The 25,116-nt window shown below is 74.1% G+C and carries 21 protein-coding genes and 15 pseudogenes; 13 read left to right on the forward strand and 23 right to left on the reverse strand.

The genetic code is table 11. The features are described 5' to 3' along the window. Positions 1 to 35 precede the first annotated feature (35 nt). The 5 genes and pseudogenes from murD to G5V59_RS08560 form a co-directional block, all read right to left on the reverse strand. Positions 36 to 287 (reverse strand): annotated as a pseudogene (gene murD, locus G5V59_RS36165) (UDP-N-acetylmuramoyl-L-alanine--D-glutamate ligase); the annotation flags it as partial. Next, positions 182 to 706, reverse strand: coding sequence for a hypothetical protein (locus G5V59_RS08545; protein ID WP_278256174.1), 525 nt, complete (start codon positions 704 to 706; stop codon positions 182 to 184). The pseudogene murD and the gene G5V59_RS08545, both read right to left, overlap by 106 nt. Then, positions 703 to 1,791: pseudogene (gene mraY, locus G5V59_RS08550) on the reverse strand (phospho-N-acetylmuramoyl-pentapeptide-transferase). The gene G5V59_RS08545 and the pseudogene mraY overlap by 4 nt, the downstream one beginning before the upstream one ends. Next, positions 1,788 to 2,306, reverse strand: a complete 519-nt coding sequence (locus G5V59_RS08555; RefSeq protein WP_341351157.1) for a cyanophycin synthetase — start codon at positions 2,304 to 2,306, stop codon at positions 1,788 to 1,790. Before G5V59_RS08555 ends, mraY begins: the two are co-directional and overlap by 4 nt. A 212-nt stretch (positions 2,307 to 2,518) precedes the next feature. Next, positions 2,519 to 2,740: pseudogene (locus tag G5V59_RS08560) on the reverse strand (Mur ligase family protein); the annotation flags it as partial. Between the two features lie 71 nt (positions 2,741 to 2,811). On the opposite strand from G5V59_RS08560, the gene G5V59_RS08565 reads away from it, so the two are divergent. Continuing rightward, positions 2,812 to 3,081, forward strand: a complete 270-nt coding sequence (locus G5V59_RS08565) for a hypothetical protein (protein WP_278256175.1) — start codon at positions 2,812 to 2,814, stop codon at positions 3,079 to 3,081. Positions 3,082 to 3,160: 79 nt separating this feature from the next. Here G5V59_RS08565 and G5V59_RS08570 read toward each other — a convergent pair whose 3' ends face one another. The 6 genes and pseudogenes from G5V59_RS08570 to mraZ all read right to left on the reverse strand — a co-directional run bounded on the left by G5V59_RS08570 (position 3,161) and on the right by mraZ (position 9,338). Continuing rightward, positions 3,161 to 4,723 (reverse strand): UDP-N-acetylmuramoyl-L-alanyl-D-glutamate--2,6-diaminopimelate ligase, encoded by a 1,563-nt coding sequence (locus G5V59_RS08570; protein WP_278256176.1) that lies wholly within the window; start codon positions 4,721 to 4,723, stop codon positions 3,161 to 3,163. Positions 4,724 to 4,787: 64 nt separating this feature from the next. Further along, positions 4,788 to 5,618: pseudogene (locus tag G5V59_RS08575) on the reverse strand (penicillin-binding transpeptidase domain-containing protein); the annotation flags it as partial. Then, entirely contained in the window at positions 5,615 to 6,121 is a 507-nt protein-coding gene (locus tag G5V59_RS08580; protein ID WP_278256177.1) for a hypothetical protein, read from the reverse strand. The pseudogene G5V59_RS08575 and the gene G5V59_RS08580, both read right to left, overlap by 4 nt. A gap of 456 nt (positions 6,122 to 6,577) precedes the next feature. Further along, positions 6,578 to 7,042, reverse strand: coding sequence for a hypothetical protein (locus G5V59_RS08585; protein ID WP_278256178.1), 465 nt, complete (start codon positions 7,040 to 7,042; stop codon positions 6,578 to 6,580). Beyond that, positions 7,042 to 8,036 (reverse strand): annotated as a pseudogene (gene rsmH / locus G5V59_RS08590) (16S rRNA (cytosine(1402)-N(4))-methyltransferase RsmH). The gene G5V59_RS08585 and the pseudogene rsmH overlap by 1 nt, the downstream one beginning before the upstream one ends. A gap of 462 nt (positions 8,037 to 8,498) precedes the next feature. Beyond that, the gene (gene mraZ / locus G5V59_RS08595) at positions 8,499 to 9,338 is read right to left on the reverse strand and encodes a division/cell wall cluster transcriptional repressor MraZ (protein ID WP_341350885.1); all 840 of its coding nucleotides are present in this window, start codon (positions 9,336 to 9,338) and stop codon (positions 8,499 to 8,501) included. Between mraZ and G5V59_RS08600 the strand changes: the two are divergent. The 4 genes and pseudogenes from G5V59_RS08600 (at position 9,220) to G5V59_RS08615 (ending at position 13,989) form a co-directional block, all read left to right on the forward strand. Further along, positions 9,220 to 10,230 (forward strand): annotated as a pseudogene (locus G5V59_RS08600) (MoxR family ATPase). The gene mraZ and the pseudogene G5V59_RS08600 sit on opposite strands and share 119 nt — an antisense overlap. Before the next feature lie 14 nt (positions 10,231 to 10,244). Then, entirely contained in the window at positions 10,245 to 11,159 is a 915-nt protein-coding gene (locus G5V59_RS08605) for a hypothetical protein (RefSeq protein ID WP_278256180.1), read from the forward strand. After that, the gene (locus G5V59_RS08610) at positions 11,081 to 11,476 is read left to right on the forward strand and encodes a hypothetical protein (protein ID WP_278256181.1); all 396 of its coding nucleotides are present in this window, start codon (positions 11,081 to 11,083) and stop codon (positions 11,474 to 11,476) included. Before G5V59_RS08605 ends, G5V59_RS08610 begins: the two co-directional genes overlap by 79 nt. Next, positions 11,473 to 13,989, forward strand: coding sequence for a DUF3488 and transglutaminase-like domain-containing protein (locus G5V59_RS08615; RefSeq protein ID WP_278256182.1), 2,517 nt, complete (start codon positions 11,473 to 11,475; stop codon positions 13,987 to 13,989). The genes G5V59_RS08610 and G5V59_RS08615 overlap by 4 nt, the downstream gene beginning before the upstream one ends. On the opposite strand, the gene G5V59_RS08620 is transcribed toward G5V59_RS08615, so the two are convergent. From G5V59_RS08620 to G5V59_RS08645, 6 genes are all read right to left on the reverse strand, one after another. Continuing rightward, positions 13,934 to 14,329 (reverse strand): DUF3040 domain-containing protein, encoded by a 396-nt coding sequence (locus G5V59_RS08620; protein WP_278256183.1) that lies wholly within the window; start codon positions 14,327 to 14,329, stop codon positions 13,934 to 13,936. The two genes, G5V59_RS08615 and G5V59_RS08620, sit on opposite strands and share 56 nt — an antisense overlap. A 133-nt stretch (positions 14,330 to 14,462) precedes the next feature. Then, entirely contained in the window at positions 14,463 to 15,242 is a 780-nt protein-coding gene (locus G5V59_RS08625; RefSeq protein ID WP_278256184.1) for a hypothetical protein, read from the reverse strand. Continuing rightward, positions 15,166 to 15,765: a hypothetical protein gene (locus G5V59_RS08630; RefSeq protein WP_278256185.1), complete on the reverse strand. Its 600-nt coding sequence runs from the start codon at positions 15,763 to 15,765 to the stop codon at positions 15,166 to 15,168. The genes G5V59_RS08625 and G5V59_RS08630 overlap by 77 nt, the downstream gene beginning before the upstream one ends. Next, complete coding sequence (locus tag G5V59_RS08635; RefSeq protein WP_278256186.1) at positions 15,762 to 16,844, reverse strand: methyltransferase domain-containing protein; 1,083 nt, start codon at positions 16,842 to 16,844, stop codon at positions 15,762 to 15,764. The genes G5V59_RS08630 and G5V59_RS08635 overlap by 4 nt, the downstream gene beginning before the upstream one ends. A 57-nt stretch (positions 16,845 to 16,901) precedes the next feature. Next, positions 16,902 to 17,435: an SAV_6107 family HEPN domain-containing protein gene (locus G5V59_RS08640; RefSeq protein WP_278256187.1), complete on the reverse strand. Its 534-nt coding sequence runs from the start codon at positions 17,433 to 17,435 to the stop codon at positions 16,902 to 16,904. 18 nt (positions 17,436 to 17,453) lie between these two features. Then, entirely contained in the window at positions 17,454 to 17,927 is a 474-nt protein-coding gene (locus G5V59_RS08645) for a hypothetical protein (protein WP_278256188.1), read from the reverse strand. 42 nt (positions 17,928 to 17,969) lie between these two features. On the opposite strand from G5V59_RS08645, the pseudogene G5V59_RS36170 reads away from it, so the two are divergent. Then, positions 17,970 to 18,545: pseudogene (locus G5V59_RS36170) on the forward strand (YbaK/EbsC family protein); the annotation flags it as partial. A gap of 619 nt (positions 18,546 to 19,164) precedes the next feature. After that, complete coding sequence (locus G5V59_RS36175; protein WP_341351158.1) at positions 19,165 to 19,830, forward strand: hypothetical protein; 666 nt, start codon at positions 19,165 to 19,167, stop codon at positions 19,828 to 19,830. Here G5V59_RS36175 and G5V59_RS08655 read toward each other — a convergent pair. The 3 pseudogenes from G5V59_RS08655 to G5V59_RS08660 all read right to left on the reverse strand — a co-directional run. After that, positions 19,767 to 20,213 (reverse strand): annotated as a pseudogene (locus tag G5V59_RS08655) (methylenetetrahydrofolate reductase); the annotation flags it as partial. The gene G5V59_RS36175 and the pseudogene G5V59_RS08655 sit on opposite strands and share 64 nt — an antisense overlap. 88 nt (positions 20,214 to 20,301) lie before the next feature. Beyond that, positions 20,302 to 20,373 (reverse strand): annotated as a pseudogene (locus G5V59_RS36180) (hypothetical protein); the annotation flags it as partial. Between the two features lie 34 nt (positions 20,374 to 20,407). Continuing rightward, a pseudogene (locus G5V59_RS08660) lies at positions 20,408 to 20,653 on the reverse strand (methylenetetrahydrofolate reductase); the annotation flags it as partial. A gap of 380 nt (positions 20,654 to 21,033) precedes the next feature. Between G5V59_RS08660 and G5V59_RS08665 the strand changes: the two are divergent. The 3 pseudogenes from G5V59_RS08665 to G5V59_RS08675 all read left to right on the forward strand — a co-directional run. After that, positions 21,034 to 21,114, forward strand: a pseudogene (locus G5V59_RS08665) (hypothetical protein); the annotation flags it as partial. Between the two features lie 178 nt (positions 21,115 to 21,292). Next, a pseudogene (locus G5V59_RS08670) lies at positions 21,293 to 21,406 on the forward strand (polyprenyl synthetase family protein); the annotation flags it as partial. Positions 21,407 to 21,479: 73 nt separating this feature from the next. Beyond that, positions 21,480 to 21,587, forward strand: a pseudogene (locus tag G5V59_RS08675) (polyprenyl synthetase family protein); the annotation flags it as partial. Between the two features lie 241 nt (positions 21,588 to 21,828). On the opposite strand, the gene G5V59_RS36185 reads toward G5V59_RS08675, so the two are convergent. The 3 genes and pseudogenes from G5V59_RS36185 to G5V59_RS08685 form a co-directional block, all read right to left on the reverse strand. Next, positions 21,829 to 22,242, reverse strand: a complete 414-nt coding sequence (locus G5V59_RS36185) for a barstar family protein (protein ID WP_341351159.1) — start codon at positions 22,240 to 22,242, stop codon at positions 21,829 to 21,831. A gap of 114 nt (positions 22,243 to 22,356) precedes the next feature. Continuing rightward, a pseudogene (locus tag G5V59_RS36190) lies at positions 22,357 to 22,737 on the reverse strand (ribonuclease domain-containing protein); the annotation flags it as partial. A gap of 9 nt (positions 22,738 to 22,746) precedes the next feature. After that, positions 22,747 to 23,007 carry an Rv2175c family DNA-binding protein gene (locus tag G5V59_RS08685; RefSeq protein ID WP_278256191.1) on the reverse strand — a complete coding sequence of 87 codons (261 nt, stop codon included), beginning with the start codon at positions 23,005 to 23,007 and terminating at the stop codon, positions 22,747 to 22,749. A gap of 248 nt (positions 23,008 to 23,255) precedes the next feature. Here G5V59_RS08685 and G5V59_RS08690 point away from each other — a divergent pair, with 248 nt between their 5' ends. From G5V59_RS08690 to G5V59_RS08700, 3 genes and pseudogenes are all read left to right on the forward strand, one after another. After that, complete coding sequence (locus G5V59_RS08690) at positions 23,256 to 23,951, forward strand: protein kinase (protein WP_278256192.1); 696 nt, start codon at positions 23,256 to 23,258, stop codon at positions 23,949 to 23,951. A gap of 419 nt (positions 23,952 to 24,370) precedes the next feature. Further along, positions 24,371 to 24,934 (forward strand): PASTA domain-containing protein, encoded by a 564-nt coding sequence (locus G5V59_RS08695; RefSeq protein WP_278259725.1) that lies wholly within the window; start codon positions 24,371 to 24,373, stop codon positions 24,932 to 24,934. 90 nt (positions 24,935 to 25,024) lie between these two features. Then, a pseudogene (locus G5V59_RS08700) lies at positions 25,025 to 25,081 on the forward strand (hypothetical protein); the annotation flags it as partial. Between the last annotated feature and the right edge of the window lie 35 nt (positions 25,082 to 25,116).

Consider the following 25,116-nt stretch of genomic DNA (forward strand, 5'->3'; position numbering starts at 1 on the left):
GCGCGCTCGACGCCGGTGTAGATCCGGCCCTTGTCCCGGGCGTAGGCGGCCATGGCGTCGGACCCCTCCGGGCCGTCGTACCAGTCCAGGTGGTCCTCGGCGACGTTGAGCACCGCGGCGCTCTCGGCGGCCATCGAGTCGGTGTAGTGCAGGCTGGAAGCCTGGAGAGCCTCGACCGCGATCACGTCGTACGGCTCGGGGTCCATGACGGCCTCGGTGAGCGGCAGGCCGACGTTCCCGGCGGCGACGCTGCGCAGCCCGGCGGCGCGCAGGATGCTGTCGAGCATCTGCACGGTGGTGGTCTTGCCGTTGGTGCCGGTGATGCAGAGCCACGGCGCCGGTTGGGCGGGGTCGCGCAGCCGCCAGGCCAGCTCGACCTCGCCCCAGACCGGGACTCCCCGCTCGCGCGCGGCCACGACGATCGGTGCGTCCGGCCGGAGGCCCGGCGAGACGACGAGCACGTCGGCGTCGGCGGGCAGGCTGTGCGGTGGCGCCCTCGTGGACGTCGATCCGCGCGCCGAGCACCTCCAGCAGACTCGGCCCGCTCGAGGATCTTCGGGCTCACCGACTCGGCCACCGCGTGCACGTCGGCGCCGAGGTGCAGCAGGTTGTCGACGGCGGCGGCACCGCTGGCGCCGAAGCCCGCCACCACGGCGCGTACGCCGGCCCAGGAGTCCGTGCGGCCCAGGCTGCTCGGATCGGTCACAGCCGCGAGACCCACTCGGCGTAGAAGATGCCCAGCCCGGTCGCGACGCACAACCCGGTGATGATCCAGAACCGGATCACGACGGTGACCTGCTCCCAGCCGAGCATCTCGAAGTGGTGGTGGATCGGCGCGATCCGGAAGATCCGTCGGCCGACCCCGGTGAGCCTCTTCGTGGCCTTGAACCAGGTGACCTGCATCATCACCGAGACGGTCTCGAGGACGAAGAGCCCGCCGAGGATGACCAGCAGCAGACTCGGTGCGGGTCAGGATCGCGAAACCGGCGAGCGCGCCACCCAGCGAGAGCGAGCCGGTGTCGCCCATGAAGATCTTCGCCGGGGAGGCATTCCACCACAGGAACCCGAAGCAGGCGCCCGTGATCGCGGCCGCGATGATCGCGAGGTCGAGCGGGTCGCGGACGTTGTAGCAGGCTCGCGCTGGGCTCGTCCTGGCAGAACTGGTTGTTCTGCCAGATGTTCACCAGCATGTAGGCGCCGAAGACCATCACCGAGGCACCGGCCGCCAGGCCGTCGAGCCCGTCGGTCAGGTTCACCGCGTTGCTGAACCCGGCCACGAACAGCCAGATCAGCAGGATCGCCAGGATGGTCGGGAGCACGAACCAGTCCAGGCTCGCGCAGGAAGGAGACCTTCTCGCTCGCCGGGGTGCGGCCGTTCTCGTCCTCCAGCCACGGGGAGAGCGCGAGCCCGCCGAAGACCAGCGCGATCACCGTCTGGCCGGCCATCTTGGCCTTGCTGCGCAGGCCGAGGCTGCGCTGCTTGGAGATCTTGATGAAGTCGTCGAGGAAGCCGACCAGGCCCATGCCGACGAACAGGAAGAGCAGGAGCAGCGCCGAGGCGCTGGGCGTCGTCATCGTGATCGACTTGGCGAGGAAGTAGGCGATCACCGTGGCCATGATGATGACCACCCCGCCCATGGTGGGCGTGCCGCGCTTGGTGTGGTGGCTGGTCGGGCCGTCGTCGCGGATCTCCTGGCCGTAGCCCCAGCGGGTGAACAGGGTGATCACCACGCGGGTGGCGAGCAGCGAGATCAGCAGTGCGATGCCGCCCCCGAGCAGGATGGCTCTCATGGCGTCGTCTCCTCCAGCACCTGCTCCGCTACCACTTCCAACGCGGCGCCCCGGGACGCCTTGACGAGGACGACGTCCTCCGGTCCGGCATTCTGCCGCACCCACGCCACGGCTTCCTCACGGCCCGCCGTGACGATCACCTCACATGTGCCCGGGGCCTCACCCTGGGCCGCACCCTCGGCGATGCCGCGAGCGGCCTCGCCGACCACCACGAGCACGTCGATGCCGAGCCGGGCGGCGTCCGCGCCGACGGCGCGGTGGCCCGTCTCGTGCTCACCGCCGAGCTCCTTCATCTCCCCCAGCACCGCGACGGTACGACGCCCCGAGGGCCGTCCGATGCCCGCCAGCGCCTCCAGCGCGGCTCGCATCGAGTCCGGGTTCGCGTTGTAGGCGTCGTTGACGACCACCAGGCCGTCGGCGCGCTCGGTGACCTCCATCCGCCAGCGCGAGGCCGACCGCACGCTGCCGAGCGCCCGGGCGACCTCGGCCAGCCCGAATCCGGCGGCGAGCGCCATCGCGGCGGCCGCGGCGGCGTTGAGCACCTGGTGGGGTCCCACCTCGAGCAGCCGGACCTCGCTGCGATCGCCGTCGTGGACGAGCACGAACCCGGGCCTGCCGAGTCTCGTCGAGGTGGAGGTCCTCCCAGCGCACGTCGCCGGTCTCGCCGAAGGCTGACGACGCGGGCGGACGTGCGCGGTGCCATCGCGGCCACCAGCGGGTCGCCGGCGTTGAGCACGGCGGTCCCCTCGGCGCGCAGCGCCTCGACGATCTCCCCCTTGGCGCGGGCGATCTGCTCGCGCCCGCCGAACTCCCCCACGTGCGCGGTGCCGACGTTGAGCACCGCGGCGACGTCGGGCGGGGCGATCTCGCACAGGTAGGAGATGTGCCCGACACCACGGGCGCCCATCTCCACCACGAGGAAGCGGGTCGCGGTGGTGGCCCGCAGCACGGTGAGCGGTACGCCGAGCCTCGTTGTTGTTGTTGGCGTTGGTGGCCACCACGGCGTCCTCGCCCGCCAGGGTGCGCAGCACCGCGGCCAGGAAGTCCTTCGTGCCGGTCTTGCCCTGGGAGCCGGTCATCGCCAGCACGGTGGCGTCGAGCCGGTCCACGACGTGGCGCGCCAGCCGGCCCAGCGCCGCGACCGCGTCGCCGACCACCACGGTGGGCGCGCTGGTGGGGCGGCTGCCGAGCACGGCGTGCGCGCCGTCGGCGTACGCGTGGCCGTCGGTGTGCTCGCCGACAACGGCGACGAAGAGCCCGTCGGGGACGGGGGTGCGGCTGTCGACGTAGGCGGGGCCGGAGACGAGGACGTCGTCACCGTGCAGGGTCCCGCCGACGACGGCGGCGATCTCGGACAGGCGCAGCGCGATCACCGGGCCAGCACCTCCCGCACGACCTCGCGGTCGTCGAAGGGGTGCACGACGCCGGCGATCTCCTGGCCGGACTCGTGGCCCTTGCCCGCGACGACGACGACGTCCCCGGGGCCGGCGCCGTCGATGGCGGCGGCGATCGCGGCCCGGCGGTCGCCGATCTCGACGACCTCGGCCGGCCCGCCGCGGGTCCCGGCCAGCACCTCGGCACGGATCGCGGCCGGGTCCTCCGAGCGGGGGTTGTCGTCGGTGACCACGACCAGGTCCGCCAGCCGGGCGGCGATCTCGCCCATCACCGGGCGTTTCCCGGTGTCCCGGTCGCCCCCGGCGCCGATCACGATCACGAGTCGGCCGCGGGTCACCGGGCGCAGCGTGCGCAGCACCGCCTCGACGGCGTCCGGCTTGTGCGCGTAGTCGACCACGACGGTCAGGTCCCGCCCGGTCGGCACCCGCTCCAGCCGCCCGGGTACGCCGCCGGAGGCCGCGATCCCGTCGGCGACCGCCTGCGGGTCGTATCCCGCCTCGGCGGCGGCGGCGATCGCCGCCAGGGCGTTGGCCACGTTGAAGTCCCCGGGCAGCGGGACCGCGGCGGACACCCGCACGCCGTCGGGACCCAGCACGGTGAAGCGCGAGCCGTCGGCGCCGAGCGCGACGTCGGTGGCCGTCCAGTCGGCCGGCCCGGTCAGGCCGTAGGTACGGACCGGGATGGGCGCCTCGGCGGCGAGCCGGCGCCCGTGCTCGTCGTCGGTGCAGACCAGGCCCAGGGCCGCGTGCTCGGGGGTGAAGAGCATCGCCTTGGCCTGGAAGTAGTCCTCGACGTCGGCGTGGAAGTCCAGGTGGTCGCGGCCCAGGTTGGTGAAGACGGCGACGTCGAAGCGCACACCGTCGACGCGGCCCATCACCAGCGCGTGGCTGGAGACCTCCATCGCGCAGGCGGTGACGTCGAGCTCCCGCATCCGGGCGAAGAGGCCGTGCAGGTCGGGCGCCTCGGGCGTGGTGAGCGCGGTCCTCACCTCCTCGCCGGCGATCCGCGTCCCGACGGTGCCCACGACCGCGCTGCGCACACCGGCGGCCAGCAGGCCGCCGTCGAGCAGCCGGGTGACGGTGGTCTTGCCCTGGGTGCCGGTCACGCCGATGGTGCGCAGGGACGCCGCCGGATGGCCGTAGACCAGGGCGGCGACCTCGCCGAGCACCGCCCGGGGCCTCTCGACGACCAGCACCGGCAGGCCGCTGGCGCGGGCGTCGCCCTCCCCCGCCGCGTCGGTCAGCACCGCGACCGCGCCGTCCGCCGCGGCCTGCGCGGAGAAGGAGGCGCCGTGCGCGCGGCTGCCCGGCAGGGCGGCGTAGAGGTCGCCGGGCCGGACCCGGCGCGAGTCGAGGGTGACACCGAGCAGGTCGGCACCGGCTTCGACAGGAGGCAGGCCCAGCGACCGGGCGACGTCGTCGAGGGACGTACGGTGCGGGTGGTCGGGCCGGGTCGGCTGACTCACCACTCGACCGGGGTCTGGTTGGGCTTGGCGCCCGTGGGCGGGACGCCGTAGCGGCGCAGGGTGTAGGCTCATCAGCCTTCGAGAATGCCGGACCGGCGGTCGAGCCGCCACCACTGCCGGCCCGCGGGTTCTGCACGACGACGTAGATCGTGAACCGCGGGTTGTCCGCGGGCGCGAAGCCCGCGAAGGAGACGGTGGTGCTGCCGTCGTACCGTCCGTCGACGACGCGCTGGGCGGTGCCGGTCTTGCCCGCGACCCGGTAGCCGGGGACCGCGGCGCCCGGCGCCACGCCCACGTCGGGGTCGACCACGCGCTCCATCATCAGCATCGTCTCGCGCGCGGCGGCCGCGCTGATCACCCGGCGCGAGGTGGCGACATCGGTGCCGACCTTCTGCCCGCGGTCGGTGGTCGCCTCACCCTGGATGAGCGAGGGGTCGACCCGGATCCCGCCGTTGGCGATGGTGTTGACCGCGGTGATCATCTGCAGCGCGTTGACCGACAGCGACTGGCCGAACGCGATCCGGTCGCCGACCTGGGAGGTCCACGCCGCGCCCTGCGGCAGGATGCCGCGGGTCTCGCCGTCCAGACCGATGTTCGTGCGCTCCCCCAGCCCGAAGGCGGTGAGGTAGCGGCGCAGGCTGGCCCTTGCCGAACTGGTCGGCGGCGAGCACGGTGCCGATGTTGGAGGACTTGGCGATGATCCCGGCGAGGGTGAGCCGGATCGTGGGGTGCTCCCAGTAGTCGCCGATCGGCCGGTCCTGCCGGTTGAGCCTTGCCGGGCACCCGGAACTTCTGCTCCTTGAAGGCCTTGCCCGCGTCGACCAGGGAGCCTGATCGTGAGCACCTTCTCGACCGAGCCGGGCTCGTAGGGGTCGGTCAGGGCGGCGGACTTGTAGAGGCTCTTGTCGTAGCGGTACGGGTCGGAGGCGTCGTACGTCGGGAAGTCGGCGAGCGCGAGCAGACTCACCGGTCCGGGTGTCCTGCACGATCGCGGTGCCCGAGTCGCCCCCGGCCTTGCGCACGGTCTGCTGGAGCACCCGCTGGACGTAGTACTGCAGGCTCGCTGTCGATGGTGAGCGTCAGGTCCTTGCCGTCGACGGCCGGGGTGACGGTGTTGTTGCCGAGCGGGATCTGGTTGCCGGCACCGACCTCGTAGCGCGCCTCGCCGTCCTTGCCGGACAGGTCCTTGTTGAAGGAGTTCTCCAGCCCGGCCAGCGCCTGCGCCGTGCCGTCGTTCTTCGGCGTGCCGAGAAAGCCCAGGAGGTTGGCTGCGACGTCGGAGTCCGGGTAGATGCGCAACGGGTCGCGCTCAGTGGTCAGACCGGTGAAGGGCCGGCCCTTGTCGTCCTTGAACAGTGCCCGCACGTCGGAGACGAGCTTCTCCGCCTTGGCCGCCGGGACCTGCCGGGCGACGTACTGGAACTGGCTGGCCTTGGTGCGCAGCCGGGTGAGCGTCTCGATGTAGTCCACCCCGAGGCGCTGGGACAGCAGCGTCGCGAGCCTGCGGCGCGATCGCGGCGGTGACCATCGGGTTGGCGATGATCATCCGGCCGTCGACGGTCTGGGCCAGCGGCTGGCCCTTGCGGTCGAGAATCTCCCCGCGCGTGGCGGGCAGCACGATGTCGACCGATCCCTCGGCGGCGGCCATCTGGGCGTAGGAGTGCGGGTCCACGCCCTGCAGCCTGCAGCAGCCGTCCGGCGAACACCGAGAGCACGATCGCGATGATCAGGAAGCCGACCTTCATGCGCAGGCTGCGGCGAGCCCCGTCGGGGACGGGTGCCACGGAGGGTGCGGAGGGGATTCGGTCGGCTCAACGCTCTCGTCCTGGTCGCGGGCAGCGGTCGGGTCCTGCGGACGACTCGACCTTACGGGCGTGGATCACCGATCGGCGGTGGACGCGCCGTCGGTCTTCGCGGGCGGCACGTTCAGACTCGTCCGGCTTGGTGGGGCCGGGCATGTGCGGCGGGATGTTGTCGGCGCCCGACGCGGGCGCCGGGGCGCCGGTGATCTTGCCCGTGGCGAGATCGATCACGCCGGCCTGGGACGGGACGACCATGCCCATCTTCTGCGCCAGCGCGGAGACCCGGTCCGGCTTGCCGAGCGCCTGGATCTGCAGACTCCAGCGCCTCCTGCTGGGCGCTGAGGTCGGTGGCCTGCTTCTGCAGCGCGGTCGCGCGGAAGGACGCCTGCTGCATGGAGGTGTTGAAGAGCAGCAGCCCCAAGACGCCGGCGAGCAGGATCACGCTCACGAAGGTCACGAAGGGCACCCGCGGGGCGCGCGAGCGCCGGGCCCGGGGCACGACGGTGAGCCGGGCTCGCTGCAGGGCCGCCTGGGCGATCCGCGGCGCGACGGTCTGCAGGCGACGGATCTGCGGTGCGGTGCTGGACATCAGGCGGCTCCCTTGCCAGTGGTGCTGCTGGACCTGCTCGGTGGGGTGGTGCGGATGCGCTCGATGGCGCGGAGTCGGACGGACGCGGCCCGCGGGTTCTGCTCGATCTCCGCGTCGTCGGCCTGCTCGGCGCCCCGCGTCACCAGCCGGTACGACGGCTCGGCGCCCTCGGGGACGAAGGGCAGGTCGTCGGGGACGTCGAGCCGGGTCGCGTCGGCGAAGACGCGCTTGACCAGCCGGTCCTCCAGGGAGTGGTACGACTCGACGACCACCCGGCCGCCGAGCCCGATCGCCTCGACCGCGGCCGGCATCGCCCGGCGCAGCACGCCGAGTCTCGTCGTTGACCTCCATGCGCAGGGCCTGGAAGGTGCGCTTGGCGGGGTGACCGCCGGTGCGCCGCGCGGGGGCCGGGATCGCGTCGTACAGCAGGGCGACGAGGCGGCCCGAGGTGGAGAACGGCTCGGTGGCGCGCTCACGGACGACGGCCTCGGCGATGCGGCGGGCCATCTTCTCCTCGCCGTACTCCTTGAGGACCCGGGCCAGGTCGCGCGCGCTGTAGGTGTTGAGCACGTCGGCGGCGGTCGGCCCGGTGCTGCCGTCCATCCGCATGTCGAGCGGCGCGTCCACGGCGTAGGCGAACCCGCGCTCGGGCAGGTCCAGGCTGCATCGAGGAGACGCCGAGGTCGAAGAGCACGCCCGCGACCTCGTCGAGACCGAGGTCGGCGAGCACGTCGGGGATCTCGTCGTAGACCGCGTGCACGCCGGTGAACCGCTCGCCGTACGGCGCGAGCCGCTCCCGGCTCATCGCCAGCGCCTGCGGGTCGCGGTCGATGCCGACCACGCGGGCCCGCGGGCACCGCTCGAGCACGGCCTCGCTGTGGCCACCGAGGCCGAGCGTGCAGTCGACGAGAACGGCGCCCTCCGCGTCGAGCGCGGGCGCGAGGAGAGCGACGACCCGGTCGAGCAGGACGGGGACGTGGCGGGGGCCGGCCATCTCAGCGTCCCGTGGGCCCGAGCAGGCTGGGTCAGGACGAGCAGCAGTGCGCACACGGAGGAGACGGCGGCGGAGAACATCATGAGGAGCAGCGCCTCGCGCGCCATCTCCCGCACACGCGGCTGCGGAGAACGCTCGTGCGTCCGCGTCACGCTCATGGCTTCGACCCCTCGACCCGGTGGAACTTCTGGAACTGCTGGAAATCAGGCGGATCCGCAGAGCCAGGTCCCTGCCCGCTCCCGTGCCCGGTGTGTTCGGGTGCCTTCTGGTGCCGGGGAAGGTGCCCCAGACGGCGGGGTGTCCTCGATGTCGTCGGATCGCCTGGTGCCGGGGAAGGTGCCCCAGGTGGGTGGCGACATCGAGGTGTCGGGAGCGGGAGCGGGCTGAGACCTCGTCCTGCGGATCCGCTGTGCTGTTGTCAGGTGCTGCTGCTTGCTGCCGGTTGCTGCTGGTTGCTGCTGGTCAGTCCTCGTCCTCGTCGAGGTCGGCGAACTCCTCCAGCGCCTCGGCCTGGAACTCGCGCCAGGCGGCGGGGTTCCAGATCTCCAGGCGGTCCCGGACCCCGATCACGACCACGTCGCGCTCCAGGCCGGCGTAGTCCCGCAGGTGGGCGGGGATGCCGATCCGGCCCTGCTTGTCGGGGGTGCTCTCGTCACCGCCGGCGAACAGCACCCGGGCGTAGCGCCGCGCCGAGCGGCTGGTCATCGGCCGCGCGGATGCCCGCTCGGCCTCCTCCGCGAAGACGTCCGTGGGCCACACGACCAGGCACTTGTCCTGTCCCTGTGTGACCACGAGCCCCTCCGCCAGTCGATCCCTGAACTTCGCCGGGAGGAAGAGGCGGCCCTTCTCGTCGAGCTTCCGGGGTGTAGGTGCCCATGAAGAGCATCGGGCCACCCCCCGCCGTCCGATCGGACTTCGCCGTTCCTCCACTTTCCCCCACAGTACTCCACTTTCCCCCACCGTCAACCACCGACGCTCCCCGAGTCGCGGCGCGTTGCTCCCCCACGCCATGAAAAAGCGCAGGTCAGCGCTGGTCAGCGCGCCGGGGAGCGAGGTGGAGCAGAGTGGAGGGAAAAGTGGGGAACGGTGGAGCAGCGCGACCCAGCCACCCGCGCCGTAGGGTTGGTCCCCCGAGGGAGAGCACGACGAGGAGTTCGCTGTGGAGACGCCGACCACCCCACCGATGAGCCCGCCGCCGGGTCCGCCGGCGCCGCCGTCCGGCACCCCCGCCCCCGCCGTGGCCGACGTCGACACGGTCGCGCGGGTCGCCGCGCAGGTCCGCGCCAACGTCGAGCGGGTCATCGAGGGCAAGGGCGAGGTCGTGGGCGCCGCGATCGTCGTGCTGCTCGCCGAGGGACACCTGCTCATCGAGGACGTGCCCGGCGTCGGCAAGACGATGCTGGCCAAGGCCCTCGCCCGCAGCATCGACTCCACCGTGCGCCGGGTGCAGTTCACGCCCGACCTGCTGCCCTCCGACATCACCGGTGTGTCGGTGTTCGACCAGTCGACGCGGACCTTCGAGTTCCGCCCCGGCGGGGTCTTCGCCAACATCGTGATCGGCGACGAGATCAACCGCGCCTCGCCGAAGACCCAGTCCGCGCTGCTGGAGTGCATGGCCGAGCGTCAGGTCACCGTCGACAACGTCACCTACCAGCCTGGAGTCGCCCTTCATGGTGATCGCGACCCAGAACCCGGTCGAGATGGAGGGCACCTATCCCCTCCCCGAGGCCCAGCGGGACCGTTTCATGGCCCGGGTCTCGATCGGCTACCCGGTCGCGGCGGCCGAGATCGCGATGCTCTCCAGCCACGGCACCGTGAACCCGCTCGACGACCTGGACCCGGTGACCGACAGCGCCGAGATCCGCAAGGCTGTGCGGGATCGTGGCGCAGGTGCACGTCTCCGACGCTGTGCAGCGGTACGCCGTCGCGCTCACCTCCGCCACCCGCAACCACCCCGAGTCTGCTGCTGGGCGCCTCACCCCGCGCCACCCTGCACCTGGTCCGCGCCGCCAAGGCCCGGGCCGCCCTGCACCGGCGCGACTACGTGCTGCCCGACGACGTCCGGGCGCTGCTGCCGATGGTGCTGGCACACCGTCTGCTCCCCAGCGCCGAGGCGGCCGTCGGTGGCCGCGACGCCGCCGGGATCCTGCAGGCCCTCGCGGCCCAGGTGCCCGTGCCCGACGGCGCCGCCTGAGTCCGGACCCGGCGATGCTCCGCTCCGCGCTCTCCTCGCTGACCCTGCGAGGGCGCGCCTTCCTCGCCGCCGGGGTGACCGCGATCGCCTGCGCGATCGTCTTCGGCCAGCCGGCGCTGACCCGGGTCGGCGTCCTCGTCCTGGCGCTGCCGCTCGTCGCGGCCCTCGTCGTCAGCCGGCGCCGCCACGACCCGGTCGTCAGCCGGACGGTCTGGCCGCGCCTGGTCCGCGCCGGCGAGGCCGCCCGGATCGACCTGAGCGTCGCCAGCGACCGGCGCCGCGCCGACGGGCCGCTGCTCATCGAGGACACCCTCCCCTACGCCCTCGGCAGCCGGCCCCGCTTCGTGCTGCAGGGCCTGGGCCAGCACTGGGAGCGCACCGTGACGTACCCGGTGCGCTCCGACATCCGCGGCCGGTTCGGGGTCGGCCCGCTGAGCGTGCGGATCACCGACCCCTTCGGCCTGGTCGAGCGCCGCCGGGACATCGGCGGCACCGCCGAGCTCGTCGTCACCCCGCGCGTGCTGCCGCTGCCCGCGATCCCGCTCTCCGGCGGCTGGCAGGGAGCCGGGGAGCACCGGCCCCAGGCGTTCGCGTCGGGCTCGGCCGAGGACGTCAGCGTGCGCGAGTACCGTCGCGGCGACGACCTGCGCCGGGTGCACTGGCGCAGGCTCGGCCCGGATCGGCGACCTCATGGTGCGCCGCGAGGAGCAGCCCTGGGAGGCGCACGCGACCGTCGTCCTCGACAACCGGGCCCAGTCGCACCGCGGGCAGGGCCCCGCCTCCAGCCTTCGAGTCGGCCGTGGTCGCGGCCGCCTCCGTCCTGGTGCACCTCGAGCAGCACGGGTACGCCGTGCAGCTCGCCACCGCCTCCGGAGCCGAGGCCGACGGGGCCGACGCGGCGCTGCGCCGGCTGGCCGTCCTCGACCTGACCCCGCGGCCCACGCTGGACACCACCTGGTCCGGCGACCAGGCGCGGGGCGGGGTCGTCGTGGCGGTCCTCGGCGCGCACGCCGCCAACGACACCGCGGCGCTGCGCCGCATCCGCCACGACGCGGGGGCTGCCCTCGCCGTCGTCCTCGACGTGCAACAGTGGACCGCCGCGCGGCTGAGCGACGGTACGGGCGCCGCCGCTGCGCCGCTGCTCTCGATCGGCTGGCGCGCGGCCGGCGTCGGCCCCCGGGACCGCCTCGACACCGCCTGGCGCGATCTCGGCCGGGCGCCCTCGCGCGGCGGGAGGCGGTCATGAGCCGCTCGGCGAGCACCGCTCCTGCCGGCCCCACGCTGCTGCTCGGAGTGGTCGCCTTCGCCACCACCTGGATGGCGCTGACCGCGTGGCAGGGCTTCCTCGCCGAGCCGCGCAGCCTGCTCGGCCGCGCCTTCGTGGTCGGCCTCGTCGTGGTCGCCGTCGGCACCGTCCTGCGGTGGCGGGCTGTCCCCCGCTGGCTGATCGCGCTGGCGCAGGTCGTGGTCGTCACCCTCGTGGTCTCCTGGCAGATCACCGGCTCCCCCCTGCCCAGCGGCGAGATCGGGCACGCGCTGGCGACCGCCGTCGACACCGCCCGGACCTACAGCGCCCCGGTCGGGCCGCGGGTGCCCGCGCTGTGGCCGCTCCTGCTGGTCTGCGCCGCGGTCTTCCTCGTGCTCGTCGACACCATCGCGTGCACCTTCCGCCGGGTGCCCGGGGCCGGGCTCGCCCTGCTCGCGATCTACTCCGTGCCCAGCGGGCTCCTCGACGAGGGGCCCGGCTGGGTGGGCTTCGCCCTCACCGCGCTCGGCTTCCTGGTGCTGCTCCACCTCGACGCCCGCGAGCACCTGTTCCGGTGGGGGCGCGCGCTCGGGCCCAAGGACAGCACCCCGTGGCGGCACGGTCACCCGGTGCGCGAGGCCGCGAAGGCCGGCGCCGGGCGGATCGGCATCACCGCGACGGTGCTCGCCCTCGTGGTCCCCCTCTTCGTGCCGGTGCTCAGCACCGACCTCTTCGACCTCGGCAGCGGCGGCAACGGCGGCGACATCCGGATCCGCAAGCCGATCGCCGACATGCGCCGCGACCTCGAGCGCGGCGAGGACGTGCCGCTGGTGCGCGTCGCGACCGACGACCCGGCGCCGTCGTACCTGCGGATCTCGGTGCTCAACCGCTTCACCGGGCAGGAGTGGAGCAGCGGTGACCGCGACGTGCCCCAGGAGAACACCGCCGACGGCGCCCTTCCCGCGCCGGTGGGCCTGTCGGAGTCGGTGCCCCGCGCGCAGTACGACTACGAGGTCCAGGTCACCGACCAGCCTGAACTCGACCTGGCTGCCCACGCAGTTCCCGGCCGCTGCGGTGCGGGCCGAGGGCGACTGGCGCTTCGACCCCACCTCGATGGACTTCCTCGCCGCCGACGACGACCTCGACACCCGCGGCCTGTCGTACTCCCTGACCTCGATCGCGCCGCGCTACGGCACCGACGGACGCTTCTTCCGCGACGCACCCGGCGGCACGGTGCCCGACGAGATGCTCGAGCCTGCCCCCCCGGCATTCCCGCGATCGCGCGCGACCTCGCCCGCAGCGTCACCCAGCCGGCGAAGAACGACTACGAGCGCGCACTGATGCTCCAGCGCTTCTTCCGCAGCGACGGCGGCTTCACCTACGACCTGCGCAGGGCACCCGCCGGCACCGGCAACGACACCCTGGAGTCCTTCCTCGCGCCCGGAGGGCGGGTCGGCTACTGCGAGCAGTACGCCTCGGCGATGGCCGTCATGGCCCGCGTCGTCGGCATCCCGGCCCGGGTCGCGGTCGGCTTCTTGGAGCCCACCCGGATGGACGACGGGCGCTGGGAGTACAGCAGCCACGACCTGCACGCCTGGCCCGAGCCTGTACTTCGCCGGCGCCGGCTGGGTGCGCTTCGAGCCGACCCCGTCCGGCCGGGTCGAGAGCGTCCCCGACTACTCCCGGGTCCCGGTCGACCGCAGCGAGGAGGATCCCGGCGACGCCACCAGGCTCCGCCGCCCCCAGCGGCACGGCGACCGTCGCCCCCAGCGCCGTCCCGACCCGGCCGACGGAGGCCCCGGCCGCCACCGGCGCGACGGACTCCGGTGCCAGCAGCCACACCGGCCGCAACCTCGCCGTCGGCGGCGGGGTGCTCCTGCTGCTGCTCCTGGTGGCCGCGCTGCTGCTGGGTCCGCGGTCGGTCCGGACCACGGCGCGTCGTACCCGGTTGGGGGGGGCGGGCCGGACGAGCAGTGGGCCGAGGTCCGCGCCACCGCCCTCGACCTCGGCGTGCCCTGGCCCGAGGGCCGCTCCCCTCGCGAGGCCGGCACCGTGCTGCTCGACCACCTCGCCGATCCCGCCGCACCACCGATGGAGCGCCCGCGGACCGGCGCCGACGCCGCACCGCAGGCCGCCGACGCCCTCGAACGCCTCGTGCACGGGGTCGAGCGCGCCCGCTACGCCCGGCCCGGCTCGGTTGCCACCGCCGTCCGGCCCGCCTCCCGCGAGGACGTGGAGCTCGTCGTCGCGGCGTTGAACGCGGGCGTGGGTCCGCGGCAGCGACGCCTGGCGCAGTGGCTGCCACGCTCGGTGTGGCGGGCGGTGCGCCGGCGCTGACCCGCTGCCCCGAGGCGGCGGAGAGCGGCGGAGAACGGCGGCGCTGCGGCGAGCGCTCAGCCGCGCCGGTTCAGCGCAAGGCACTCGAGGTGGGCCACGCTCGGCCACCGTCGAGGTGGCTCAGAAGCCGCCGCGGTCCCGACGCCGGCGCCACCGCGCCTGCAGAGTGCCCATGAAGCCGGACGAGCCGCGGCTCGACCCGCGGCCGGAGCGGCGGCTGCGGCCACCGTCGACGACGCCGAAGCCGGAGGGGTGGGCGGCGATGTGGGCGTCGCTCGCGCCGCCACGCTGGCCCTTGAGAGCGGTCAGCAGCACGGTCGCCGAGCCGAGCATGACCACGAAGCCGGCGACGCCGACCGGCCAGTACCCACTCACGGCGCCGCCCATCATCACCGCGACGCCGACGGCGAAGACCACACCGGCGAGGATCGCGCGACGACGCGCTGCCTGGCGAAGAGTGGTGCCGCGCAGCGTGGAGGCGAACTTCGGGTCCTCTTCGCTGAGGGCGCGCTCCATCTGCTCGAGCAGACGAAGGCCTCCTCTTCTGAGAGTGGCACCGGTTCCTCCGACACGTTCGCTGACTGTCCCCCAAGTGTAGGCAGGCAATTCGCGGCCCGGTAGGGCGTCCCCCGAAATTGTGCAGTCGGTCTCACCGGATGACCTGAACGGGCCACCCCGGCGGGCGGGGTGCGGAGTCCGCCGCGGAGAGCAGGCTGGCGCGACGGACGGCGGCCGAGCCGAACCGGCTCGCCGCGCGATCGACGGCCCGGTCGGCGTCCGGCCAGCCCGGGTCCCGCTCCCCCAGCGCCATCTGGCGGCTGTCGCCGTCACGCACGCGGCGCAGGCCCTCGACCCGGACCCCGACGAGCCGGACCGAGGGCCGGCGCACGGTCATCGCGTCGAGCAGGGTGTCGAGCAGGGCCACCGCCGTGTCGTAGACCTCCTGGGTGACGTCGGTCGGCTCGGGCAGGGTGCGCGATCGCGCGACGGTGGTGAAGTCGCTGAACCGCACCGTGATGGCGACCGTGCGCCCCACCCGGCCGGCCGCACGGACCCGCGCGGCGACGCGGGAGGTGAGCCGCAGCAAGCTCACGGTGCAGCCGCGCGCGGTCGGTGAGGTCCACGGCCAGCGTGTGCTGGGCGCCCATGCTGCCCTCCGGCTCACCCTCGCCGAACCCGAACACACCGGCCCCGCCCGGGCACAGGCTCGCTGCGGTCGGTGCCCCACACCAGGGTGTGCAGGTGCCCGCCCAGGTGTCCGCCCAGCATCCGGCGCAGGCTGCTCGACCGGCAGCGCCGCGACGTCGCCCACGGTGACCAGGCCGAGCCGGTGCAGGCGCTGCCGGGTGGCCTCACCGACGCCGTAGAGGACGCCGACGTCGAGGGGGTGCACCTCGGCGACGAACCGGCCGGGTGGGATCACCCGCACCCCGTCCGGCTTGGCCTGCCGGCTGGCGAGCCTTGGCCACCGAGACCGTGGCCGCGATGCCGACCGAGCAGGTGATGCCGTGCTCCGCGCGGATGCGGGCACGTAGCCGCTCGGCGATCGCCTCCGGCGACCCGAACAGCCGCCCCGCACCGCGGACGTCGAGGAAGGCCTCGTCGAGGGAGGTCACCTCCACGACCGGGGTGACCGTCCGGAAGGTCTCCATGATCGCCTTGGACACCGGGGTGAGCAGGGTGAAGTCCGGCGGCATCGTGACCGCGTGCGGGCACAGCCGGCGGGCCTCCGTGCCGGACATGCCCGAGCGGATGCCGAAGCGGCGCGCGGGGTAGTTCGCCGAGAGGACCACACCGCGGTGGCCACCGCCCACCACGACCGGTACGTCGTGCAGGTCCGGCCGGTCACGGATCATCACCGAGGCGTAGAACGCGTCCATGTCCACGTGCAACAGCGGGCACTCCGGCTGCGGTGCGAGCGGCGGGGACGCCGGCGGGGGCGCCGCGGTCATGGGGAACCCCCGCGCGGCTCGGCCCGCCCCGGGTCGCCGCGGCGGCCAGGTGTCGTCCACCCAGGGGTGAGGCCGGCGACGGGACCTGCCGAGCGCGGTCCGGCATGACCGCTCCCGGCGCAACCGAGCCGGGCTAGACCGGGCCGAACGAGGGCGGGCCGAACGAGGGCGGGCCGAACGAGGGCGGGCCGAACGAGGGCGGGCCGAACGAGGGCGGGCCGAACGAGGGCGGGCCGAACGAGGGCGGGCCGAACGAGGGCGGGCCGAACGAGGGCGGGCCGAACGAGGGCGGGCCGAACGAGGGCGGGCCGAACGAGGGCGGGCCGAACGAGGGCGGGCCGAACGAGGGCGGGCGGGGCGAGATCAGGCCCGGGTGGCGAGCACGTGCACCTGGGTGGCCAGGGGCAGGTACTCCGCGCGCCCGGCGACCGCGCGCTCCAGGCTCCACGAGCGCGGCGGAGGCACCGGGCTCGAGGTCGACGAGAGCGGCCGGGACCAGGTCGGTGAAGACCCGGACCCCGTGCACCGTGGTGGGCTCGAAGCCGGCCGTGGCGAGCAGGGCCGCGAGGCTCCCCGGACGTGAACCGGCGACCGGTTCGCGCGTCCAGCGGCTCCTGGCCGTCCAGCAGTCCGCGCGCCTGCTGGAAGTGCCCGGCCATCGCCCGGGCGACGACGGCTGCGTGCCGCTGGCCGACGACGAGGCTGAGCAGGCCGCCGGGGCGCAGCACCTCACCGATCCGGGCCAGCGCCAGCGCGGGGTCGACGACCTCGAGGACGCCGTGGCAGAGCACCACGTCGGCGGTGCCGGCACCGACGACCTCGACCAGGTCGGTGACGTCGCCCTGGATCCCGGTGACGTCGAGGGCGACCTCCTGGGCTCGCCGGGCGAGCGCGGCGAGCGCGTCCGGGCTGGGATCGACGACGCGCACGTGGTGACCCGACTCGGCGAGCCGGACAGCGAAGCCGCCGGTGCCGCCACCGAGGTCGACCACGTCCCGCGGGCCGCCCGCCAGGGCTGCCTCGAGGGCGTCCCAGACGACGGCGGTCCGCACCGAACCGCGCTGCTCGCGAGAGGCCATGTCCCGAACACTATCCGTCCGCCCTCCCCCGTCGTCTCGTGACCGGCCCGCGTCGCCTCAGCCGGCCACGCGCGCGGCGATCCGCGCGCCCACCGCGGCGTGCGGGGCCAGCCCGAGCGACTGCTCGACCAGCGCGAGGAACCGATCGGCGTCCCGGACCAGGTCGTCGGCCTCGCGCTCGGAGACGGCGCGGGTCGAGCCCGCCTCGGCCGCCGCCCGCTTGCCGGCACCGGCGGCGAAGAAGGTGGCCCACTCCGCCATCTCCGGGGCGACCTCGGTGAGCAGGACCCAGGCGTTCTTCTGGGGGCGCTTGCGGGGCGCCGCCGGGCGGGCGCGGGCGGAGAGCAGGGCCGCCGCCGCCCGCAGGGCCGCGACGTGGGCGCAGGCGTAGCGCGTCGGGGCATCGGGGGAAGCGACCGCCTCGCTCAGCGACGCGGCGGCGCGGAGCAGGTAGGCTGTGCGTGGTCGCGGGCAGGGCGTCCGGACCGAACGAGGGCGGCGAGGCGTGCTGCGGGGCGAGCGGCGACGAAACCACGGGCATCTCCTTCGAGGCGTCGTTCGAACAGATGTTCGAACGACTCGAAGGTACACCCGACCCCCGACAGGACGTCAAGCGTCGGTGGCGGCCTCCTGCGCGGCGGGCTCCCGAGGCGCTCGCCGGCGCTCGCGCACCCACTGGCGGGACTGGGGGTGCCAGACGAACACGAGGGTGACCCCGCAGACGACGGCGGCGCCGATCGCGGCCCACTCGACCAACCGGGGCGGGTCGGTGCGCACGGTCGCGACCGTCACCAGGAAGATCCCCACCACGATCGCGGCGAGCGAGTGGCGGGCCCAGTTGTTGCGGGCGCGGAAGAGCGCGATGAGGGTCGCGGCGAGAACCGCCGTCACGCCGTACAGGACCAGGATGACGGGGACGAACTCCACCGGCTGGACCGTGCTGTCCCCGACCTGGACCGGCGACCAGACGGCGCCGAGGTCGTCGCGCTGGACGACGACCATCACGCACACCAGCGCACCGGCGGCCACCAGGAACCAGAGCAGCCAGCACGCGACAGTCACGGCGGGTGGTCGCTTGGTCATCCGTTCCTCCTGCATCGACAGGCCTGGAATAGGGTCTCCCCCATGTCGGCCGAGCATCCCTCGATCACCCGGTTCCGCGCGGAGCACCAGGCTCGCGGGGGTGAGGGCGAGATCGTCATTCTGCCTGACACCGTCCACACGGCCGCACTGGCCGCCGAGGCGCTCGGTTGCGAGGTCGGCGCGATCGCCAACAGCCTGCTCTTCGACGCCGACGGCTCACCCGTCCTGATCCTGACCTCCGGCGCGCACCGGGTCGACACCGCCCGGGCCGGTACGACGATCGGTCGCGGCCCCCTGCGCCGGGCCACCCCGGACTTCGTCCGCGAGCACACCGGGCAGGTCATCGGCGGGGTCTCCCCGATCGGTCACCCCGCTCCCGTCCCGACGTACGTCGACCCGTGGCTCGCCCGCCACGAGGTGGTCTGGGCGGGGGCCGGTCATCCGGCGGCGGTCTTCTCCACGACGTACGACGAGTTCGCTGGCCCTCACCGGCGCCACGCCCATCGAGGTCGCCTGATGCGGGTCGTCGTCGTCGGCGGCGGCCTCGGCGGCGCGGCCACCGCGGCGCGGCTGGCCAAGCAGGGCCACGAGGTGGCGCTGCTGGAGGCCTCCGACCGGATCGGCGGCGCGCTGGCGCCGGTCGAGCAGGACGGCTACCGCTGGGAGGGCGGGCCGGTGGGCACGCTGGTGCCGGCGGCGCTGCGCGACCTGTTCCGCAAGACCGGCCGCCCGCTGGAGGCCGAGTCGGGCACCGACCTGGAGCCGCTGGAGGTGCTGCGTGAGCATCGCTTCGCCGACCGCACCTCGGTCCGGCTCCCCGGCGGCTCCCGGGCCGACCAGGTCGCGGCCTTCGACGAGCCTCGGCAAGGGCCTCGGCGCGATCTGGGCCAAGCACGTCGACATCTACGGCCCGGTGTGGGACATCCTGCGCCGGCACTACGTGGAGGCGCCCGCCGAGCCGGCCGACCGCCGTTCCCTGCCCAAGGAGCCTGGACCAGGCTCTTCGCGATCCGCGAGACGCTCTTCAAGCGGCTGCGCCACGACTTCCGCGACGAGCGGCTGGCGCTGGTCGCGGGCCACCACGCGACCGCGGAGGGGCACGACCTGCGCAACGTCCCGTCGTGGGTGGGCGTGTGGTCCTACCTCGAGCAGACCTTCGGTGGCTGGCGGGTGCCCGGCGGGATGGCGCGCATCGCCGAGTTTGCTGGAACAGCGCCTGGAGACCCGCAAGGTCACCGTGCGCACCGGCCTCGAGGTCGGCGACGTGGTCCTCCGCGAGGGCCGTGCGGTGTCCGTGCGCACGAGCGAGGGCGACGCCGACGCCGATGCGGTCGTGGTGGCGGTCGACCCGCGCCGCCTGCCCACCCTGGCGCCGTACGTCGAGCGGACGATGCCGGCCATCCCGCCGGTGGTCGCGCACCTGGGGCTCGCGGGCGACGTACCTCCGCTGACGCACGAGATCGTCTTCAACGCCGAGCCCACGATCGTGGTCCGCCCGGGCATCTCCGCCCCCGACGGCGGCGCGGCCTGGACCCTGCACGGGCGCGGCAAGATCGCCGAGGACATGGTCGACGCGCTGGTCCGCCACGGCATCGACGTCCGCGACCAGGCTCGTCACCCGGGTGGACCTCAGCCCGCGCGACCTCGTGGAGCACTGGCACGGCTCGCCGATGGGGGTGCTGTGGCAGGGCCGCGGCACGGTCCGCTCCCGGCTGGGTCCGAGCACCCCGATCCCCAACGTGTACGTCGCCGGCGCGCACGGCGCACCCGGTGCGGGCGTGCCCTTCGTGGCCCAGTCGGCAGCGCTGGTGGCGGGGCTGATCGGCCCCGCCTGAGTCGTCAGACGGTGATCTGCAGCGCCTCGAAGATCTCCAGCGTCGCCTTGGAGCGGTTGAGCGTGTAGAAGTGCAGCCCGGGCGCACCGCCGGCGAGCAGGCTCGTCGCACAGGCTCGGCCGCGAGCCGGATGCCCTCAGCGCGTACGGCGGCCGGGTCGCCGTCGTAGGCACTGATCCGGGCGACGATCTCGTCCGGGACGCTGGTGCCGATCAGGCTCGCCCTGGCGGCGGATGGCGCTGAGGTTCAGGATCGGCATGATGCCCGGCAGGATCGGCATGTCGACGCCGCGGTCGCGCACCCGCTCGACGAGGGCGAAGTAGTCGGAGGCGCGGAAGAACATCTGGGTGACGGCGAACTCTGCCCCGGCCTTGGCCTTCTCGACCAGCACGTCGGCGTCGCGGTCCAGCGACTCCGCGGACGGGTGGCCCTCGGGGAAGGCGGCGACGCCGACCCGGAAGCTGCCGCGGGCGCGAGCAAAGCTCGACCAGCTCGACGGCGTAGTTGAGCCCGCCGTCGGTCGGCGTCCACTCGGCGCGCGGGCCCTCCTGCGGGTCGCCGCGCAGGGCCAGGACGTGGGCGACGCCCTCGGCGTCGTAGGCGTCGAGGATGCTCTCGAGGCTCCTCGCGGGTGTGGCCGACGCAGGTCAGGTGGGCCATCGGGATGAGCGAGGTCTCCCGGGCGATCCGGCCGGTGATGGCGACGGTCTTGTCACGGGTGCTGCCGCCGGCGCCGTAGGTCACCGAGACGAACGAGGGACGGTACGGCTCGAGCGCGCGGATCGCGTCCCACAGGCTGGGTCTCGCCCGCCTCGTCCTTCGGCGGGAAGAACTCGAACGAGAACGAGCGACCGCCCTCGCGGATGATGTCGCCGAGGGAGCGTCCGGCACCGGTAACCATGGGCCGAAGTGTAGGCGGGCGCGGGCCTCCGGGGCCGGGGATCTCGCAAGTGTGGAGGATCACTAGGCTGGCCCGGTGAGTGAGCAGCGCTGGGACCCCACCTCCTTCCGGGCGGAGGTCCAGGCGACGCTCGACACCTTCCTCGCCGAGCAGACGACCCGCCTCGCACCGCTGGGCGCCGACGCCGCGCGGCTGCTGACGGAGGCGCGCGCGACGGTCTCGGGCGGCAAGCGCTTCCGGGCGGCCTTCTGCCACTGGGGGTACGCCGCGGTGGCCGGCGTACCGACCGGCGAGGACGCGCGCGCGGTGGCGCGCGCCGCCGCCTCGCTGGAGCCTGCTGCACGCCAGCGCGCTGGTCCACGACGACCTGATGGACGCCTCCGACACCCGCCGCGGCCGGGCGGCCACGCACCGCGGCTTCGAGGCCGAGCACCGTGCCGACGGCTGGCGCGGCGACCCGGTCCAGTACGGCGCCGCGGCGGCCATCCTGCTCGGCGACCTGCTGCTGTCGTGGTCCGACGAGTCTGCTCCGCCGCTGCGGCCTGGGCTGGGACCGGGTCGGGCCCGCGCTCGACGTCTTCGACCTGTGCCGCTCGGAGGTGATCGCGGGGCAGTTCCTCGACGTCTCGGTGCAGGCGCGGGGCCGGGCCAGCGTCGAGCAGGCCACGACCGTGCTGCGCTACAAGTCCGCGAAGTACTCCATCGAGCGCCCCGTCCACATCGGCGCCGCCCTCGCCGGCGCCGGTCCCGCCACGATCGAGCGGCTGACCGGCTTCGGTCTGCCGCTGGGCGAGGCCTTCCAGGCTGCGCGACGACCTGCTCGGCGTCTTCGGCGACCCGGCGACCACCGGCAAGCCGGCCGGCGACGACCTGGTCGAGGGCAAGCGCACGGTGCTCGTCGCGCTGGCCCTGGAGGCCTCCTCCCCCGAGGAGGCCTCCCGGCTCGACGCCGGTCTCGGCAGCGCGCTCGACGAGGACCAGGTCGCGGACCTCCGCACGATCATCGACGGCTCCGGCGCCCGGGAGCAGGTGGAGACGCGCATCGACGAGTCTCGCCCGCGAGGCGGTCGAGGCGCTGCGGGCCGGCCAGGCCGCGGAGGGCTGGGACGCCGGCGCCTGCCAGGTGCTGGAGCAGGCTGGCGACCGCGGCGACGCGGCGCGCTCGCTAGTCGAGCAGCGGTACGACGCCGTCGGGCCCCGGCCCGCGCAGCAGCACCTGCAGCGGCGGCTCGTCGCCGTCGCGGTCCCGCAGGACGTCCACCACGACCGCGAACCGCTCCGGTTCGGTGCGCGCGAACGCACCCCAGGCGTCCCACAGCAGCACCGTGGGGCCTCCCCGGTCGCGCAGGCAGTCGTTGAGCGCGTCCAGGTTGGCCCCGTAGTGCCCACCGAAGGCGAGCGCGTCGCCGATCCCGCGCAGCACCGCAGGCGTCGTGTCGAGACCCACGCCGTCGACGTACCCGAAGGACCAGGAGGCGTGCTCGACGGCCTCGCGGACGTCGGCGACGTCGAGGGCCGAGGACCAGCGGTGCACCCCCGGCGCGTGCCGGCCGGCGAGGACGGCGGCGAGACCGCTCATCGGCGGATCCTCTCGAAGGAGTCGTAGTGGTCGCCGGTCCAGTACAGGCTCGCCCCCGTCGCCGACGATGATCCGGCGGGCGCCGCGGTTCTCGGCGCCGGGCGTGGGCACGGTGTACTCCGCGTAGTAGCCGCGCGGCTGCTTCGGCAGCCGGCCCTCGAGGTTGCCGAAGGTCGAACCGTCCTTGCCGGGATACGGGAACGGCCCGCCGGCGTCGATGAGGTCGAGCGTCTCGGCGGCCTCGGGCGGCAGGTCGGCGAGGTCGACGGAGGGGAGGCCGGAGGTGTCGGGGCGCTCCGAGGCGGCAGAGGACCGTGGGGTGGACGGTGCCGACGACGGTGCCGACGACGGTGCCGACGACGGTGCCGACGAGGGCGTGTCCCGCGCGGCGTCCGGCTCCGGCGAGCCCGCGTCGCGGTTCTGCAGCCACCACACGCCGATCAGCAGGACGACGGTGGCGACCGACGTCAGGACCTGCGTGGTGCGCTTGGACACCGAGGCCCGCTAGAAGCCGAGCGCCTGGGCGCGCCGCTTGACCTCCGAGCCGCGGTTCTCGCGCAGCGCGTCGATCGGGCGGCCGGGGAGGTCCGCGTCGAGGAAGAGCCATGCGATGCACTCGCGGTCGTCGAAGCCGTTGTCGTGCAGGGTGGTCAGCAGGCCCGGCAGGCCCTTGACCGGCTCCTCCCCGTCGAGGAAGAGCGCCGGGATGCCCTGCTTGCGGCCCTCGGCCGGGACGGCGGCGGCGAGCTGGTGCTCGCGCACCATCGTGCGCACCTTGGCCGGCGTGACGCCGATCCGGCTCGGCCGCCTGGTCCCACTCCAGCCACTCCTCGACGAGGGCGGAGAGGTCCTGCTCGGCCAGTGGGATGTCGCTCATGGGCCCATCTTCCACGACCGACCGGTCCGGGATCACACCGGCGTGGCCGCCGGGATGCTGGGGTGGCGGCCCGTACGATGACCTTTCCGGTCACCTTCCCCGGCCGGTCCGGCAGAGCTTGCACAGGAGGGTCGCTGTGCACGACGACCAGCGCGCCCGCGGCGACCACGCCGCGCGGCCCGGCGACCCCGCAGGACGTACCGAGGACCACCAGTACGGGCGCCTCCTCGACGGCCGTTACCGGATCGGCCCGCGGATCGCGCGCGGCGGGATGGCCAGCGTCTACGAAGCCGTCGACACCCGGCTCGACCGGACCGTCGCGGTCAAGATCATGCACCCGGGCCTGGGTGACGCCACCACCGAGGACGACTCCTTCGCGCGACGGTTCGTGCGCGAGGCGAAGGCCGCGGCCAGGCTGTCCCACCCCAACGTGGTGGCGGTCTACGACCAGGGCCGCGACGAGTCCGGGGACGGTACGACGTACCTGGTGATGGAGCACGTGCCGGGCCACACCCTGCGCGACACCATCAGCAAGGAAGCCCCGATGTCGCCCGAGCGGGCGCTGGCGATCCTCGACCCGGTGCTCTCCGCGCTGGCCTCGGCCCACCGCGCCGGGCTCATCCACCGCGACGTGAAGCCGGAGAACGTGCTCATCGCCGACGACGGCCGGATCAAGGTCGCCGACTTCGGCCTCGCCAAGGCAGTCAGGCTCCGAGACCCAGCACACCGCCACCAGCGGCGTGCTGATCGGCACGGTGTCCTACCTCGCGCCGGAGCCTGGTCGTCGAGCAGCGCTCCGATGCCCGCGCCGACGTGTACGCCGCCGGCGTGATCCTCTTCGAGTCTGCTCACCGGCACCAAGCCGCACACCGGGGAGTCGCCGATCGCCGTGGCCTACCGGCACGTGCACCACGACGTGCCGGCGCCCTCCGGCGTGGTGCCGGGCCTGCCGGCGTACGTCGACGCGCTGGTCGCGCGCGCCACCACCCGCGACCCGAGCCTGCGCCCGGGCGACGCGACCGTGCTGCTGCACCACGTCCGCCGGGTTGCCCAGGCGCTGCACGAGGGCGTCCGCGAGGACCCCGAGCTCTACGCCGACCTGATGCCCAGGCTCCCGCGTGGTCGAGCCCGAGGCGCGCGACGAGGTCGGCGGCGACACCACCCCGGAGCCGGTCGACTCGCTGTGGCAGGGCATCCCGGACCTGCTCCCGGCACCCCCGCCGCCCGCACCGCAGCCCCGTGCGCAACCGCGTGCCCCGCGCCCGGCCCCCTCGCGCCCGGCCCCGGTCGACGTCGCCCCGCCGCCGGTGCGCGAGCGCCGGAGCCGGCGCGGCCTGGCCCTCGCCCCGGTCCTGGTGGTGCTCGTCGCGGCCCTGGCCGCGGGGGGCTACTGGTTCGGCTGGGGCCGCTACACCACCACGCCCAGCGTGGTCGGCCTGGCCCAGGCCGCGGCGGAGGGCAAGGCTCGACGACGCGGGCCTCGGCAACAAGGTCGAGCAGGTCTACTCCGACAACGTCGCCCCGGGCGTCGTGGTCTCCACCGACCCGCGCCCCGGCGACCGGGTCCTGCCCGGCGACGACGTGACCCTCACCGTCTCCCGCGGGCCGGAGGTCTACGACGTGCCGGACCTCGCCGGGCTCACCGTCGACCGGGCGGAGGCCAAGGCTGGGCGAGGTCAAGATGGTGCTGGGCCGCCAGGTGCCGCGCTACTCCGAGACCGTGCCCCAGGGGCAGGTCATCGCCAGGCTCCCCGGCGTACGGCAGCGCGGAGTCCAAGGGCCTGCCCGTCGACACCGCCGTCGCGGTCGTGGTGAGCAAGGGCCGCCAGCCGATCAAGGTCGGCAAGTGGACCGGCCTGGACGCCGCGAAGCCTGGAGAAGACCCTCGAGGGACGTGGCCTGCAGGTGAAGGTCACCGACACCGAGTTCAGCGACACCGTCCCGAAGGGGCGCGTGATCAGCCACACCCCCGCCTCCGGCGTGGTCTACAAGGGCGA

The sequence above is a fragment of the Nocardioides convexus genome (genome assembly GCF_011090295.1).

Coding starts and splice junctions, on each gene's coding strand:
- G5V59_RS08555 (WP_341351157.1), bottom strand. CDS start 2,306: ATGGCGCTCGCCGCCGGATTCGGGCTGGCCGAGGTCGCCCGGGCGCTC.
- G5V59_RS08570 (WP_278256176.1), bottom strand. CDS start 4,723: ATGAGCCTACACCCTGCGCCGCTACGGCGTCCCGCCCACGGGCGCCAA.
- G5V59_RS08585 (WP_278256178.1), bottom strand. CDS start 7,042: ATGTCCAGCACCGCACCGCAGATCCGTCGCCTGCAGACCGTCGCGCCG.
- mraZ (WP_341350885.1), bottom strand. CDS start 9,338: ATGACCCGCTCGACGTTGGCGCGGACCTGCGCGGCGACCCGCGCGACC.
- G5V59_RS08605 (WP_278256180.1), top strand. CDS start 10,245: ATGCTCCGCTCCGCGCTCTCCTCGCTGACCCTGCGAGGGCGCGCCTTC.
- G5V59_RS08615 (WP_278256182.1), top strand. CDS start 11,473: ATGAGCCGCTCGGCGAGCACCGCTCCTGCCGGCCCCACGCTGCTGCTC.
- G5V59_RS08620 (WP_278256183.1), bottom strand. CDS start 14,329: ATGGAGCGCGCCCTCAGCGAAGAGGACCCGAAGTTCGCCTCCACGCTG.
- G5V59_RS08630 (WP_278256185.1), bottom strand. CDS start 15,765: ATGACCGCGGCGCCCCCGCCGGCGTCCCCGCCGCTCGCACCGCAGCCG.
- G5V59_RS08635 (WP_278256186.1), bottom strand. CDS start 16,844: ATGGCCTCTCGCGAGCAGCGCGGTTCGGTGCGGACCGCCGTCGTCTGG.
- G5V59_RS08645 (WP_278256188.1), bottom strand. CDS start 17,927: ATGACCAAGCGACCACCCGCCGTGACTGTCGCGTGCTGGCTGCTCTGG.
- G5V59_RS36185 (WP_341351159.1), bottom strand. CDS start 22,242: ATGAGCGGTCTCGCCGCCGTCCTCGCCGGCCGGCACGCGCCGGGGGTG.
- G5V59_RS08685 (WP_278256191.1), bottom strand. CDS start 23,007: ATGGTGCGCGAGCACCAGCTCGCCGCCGCCGTCCCGGCCGAGGGCCGC.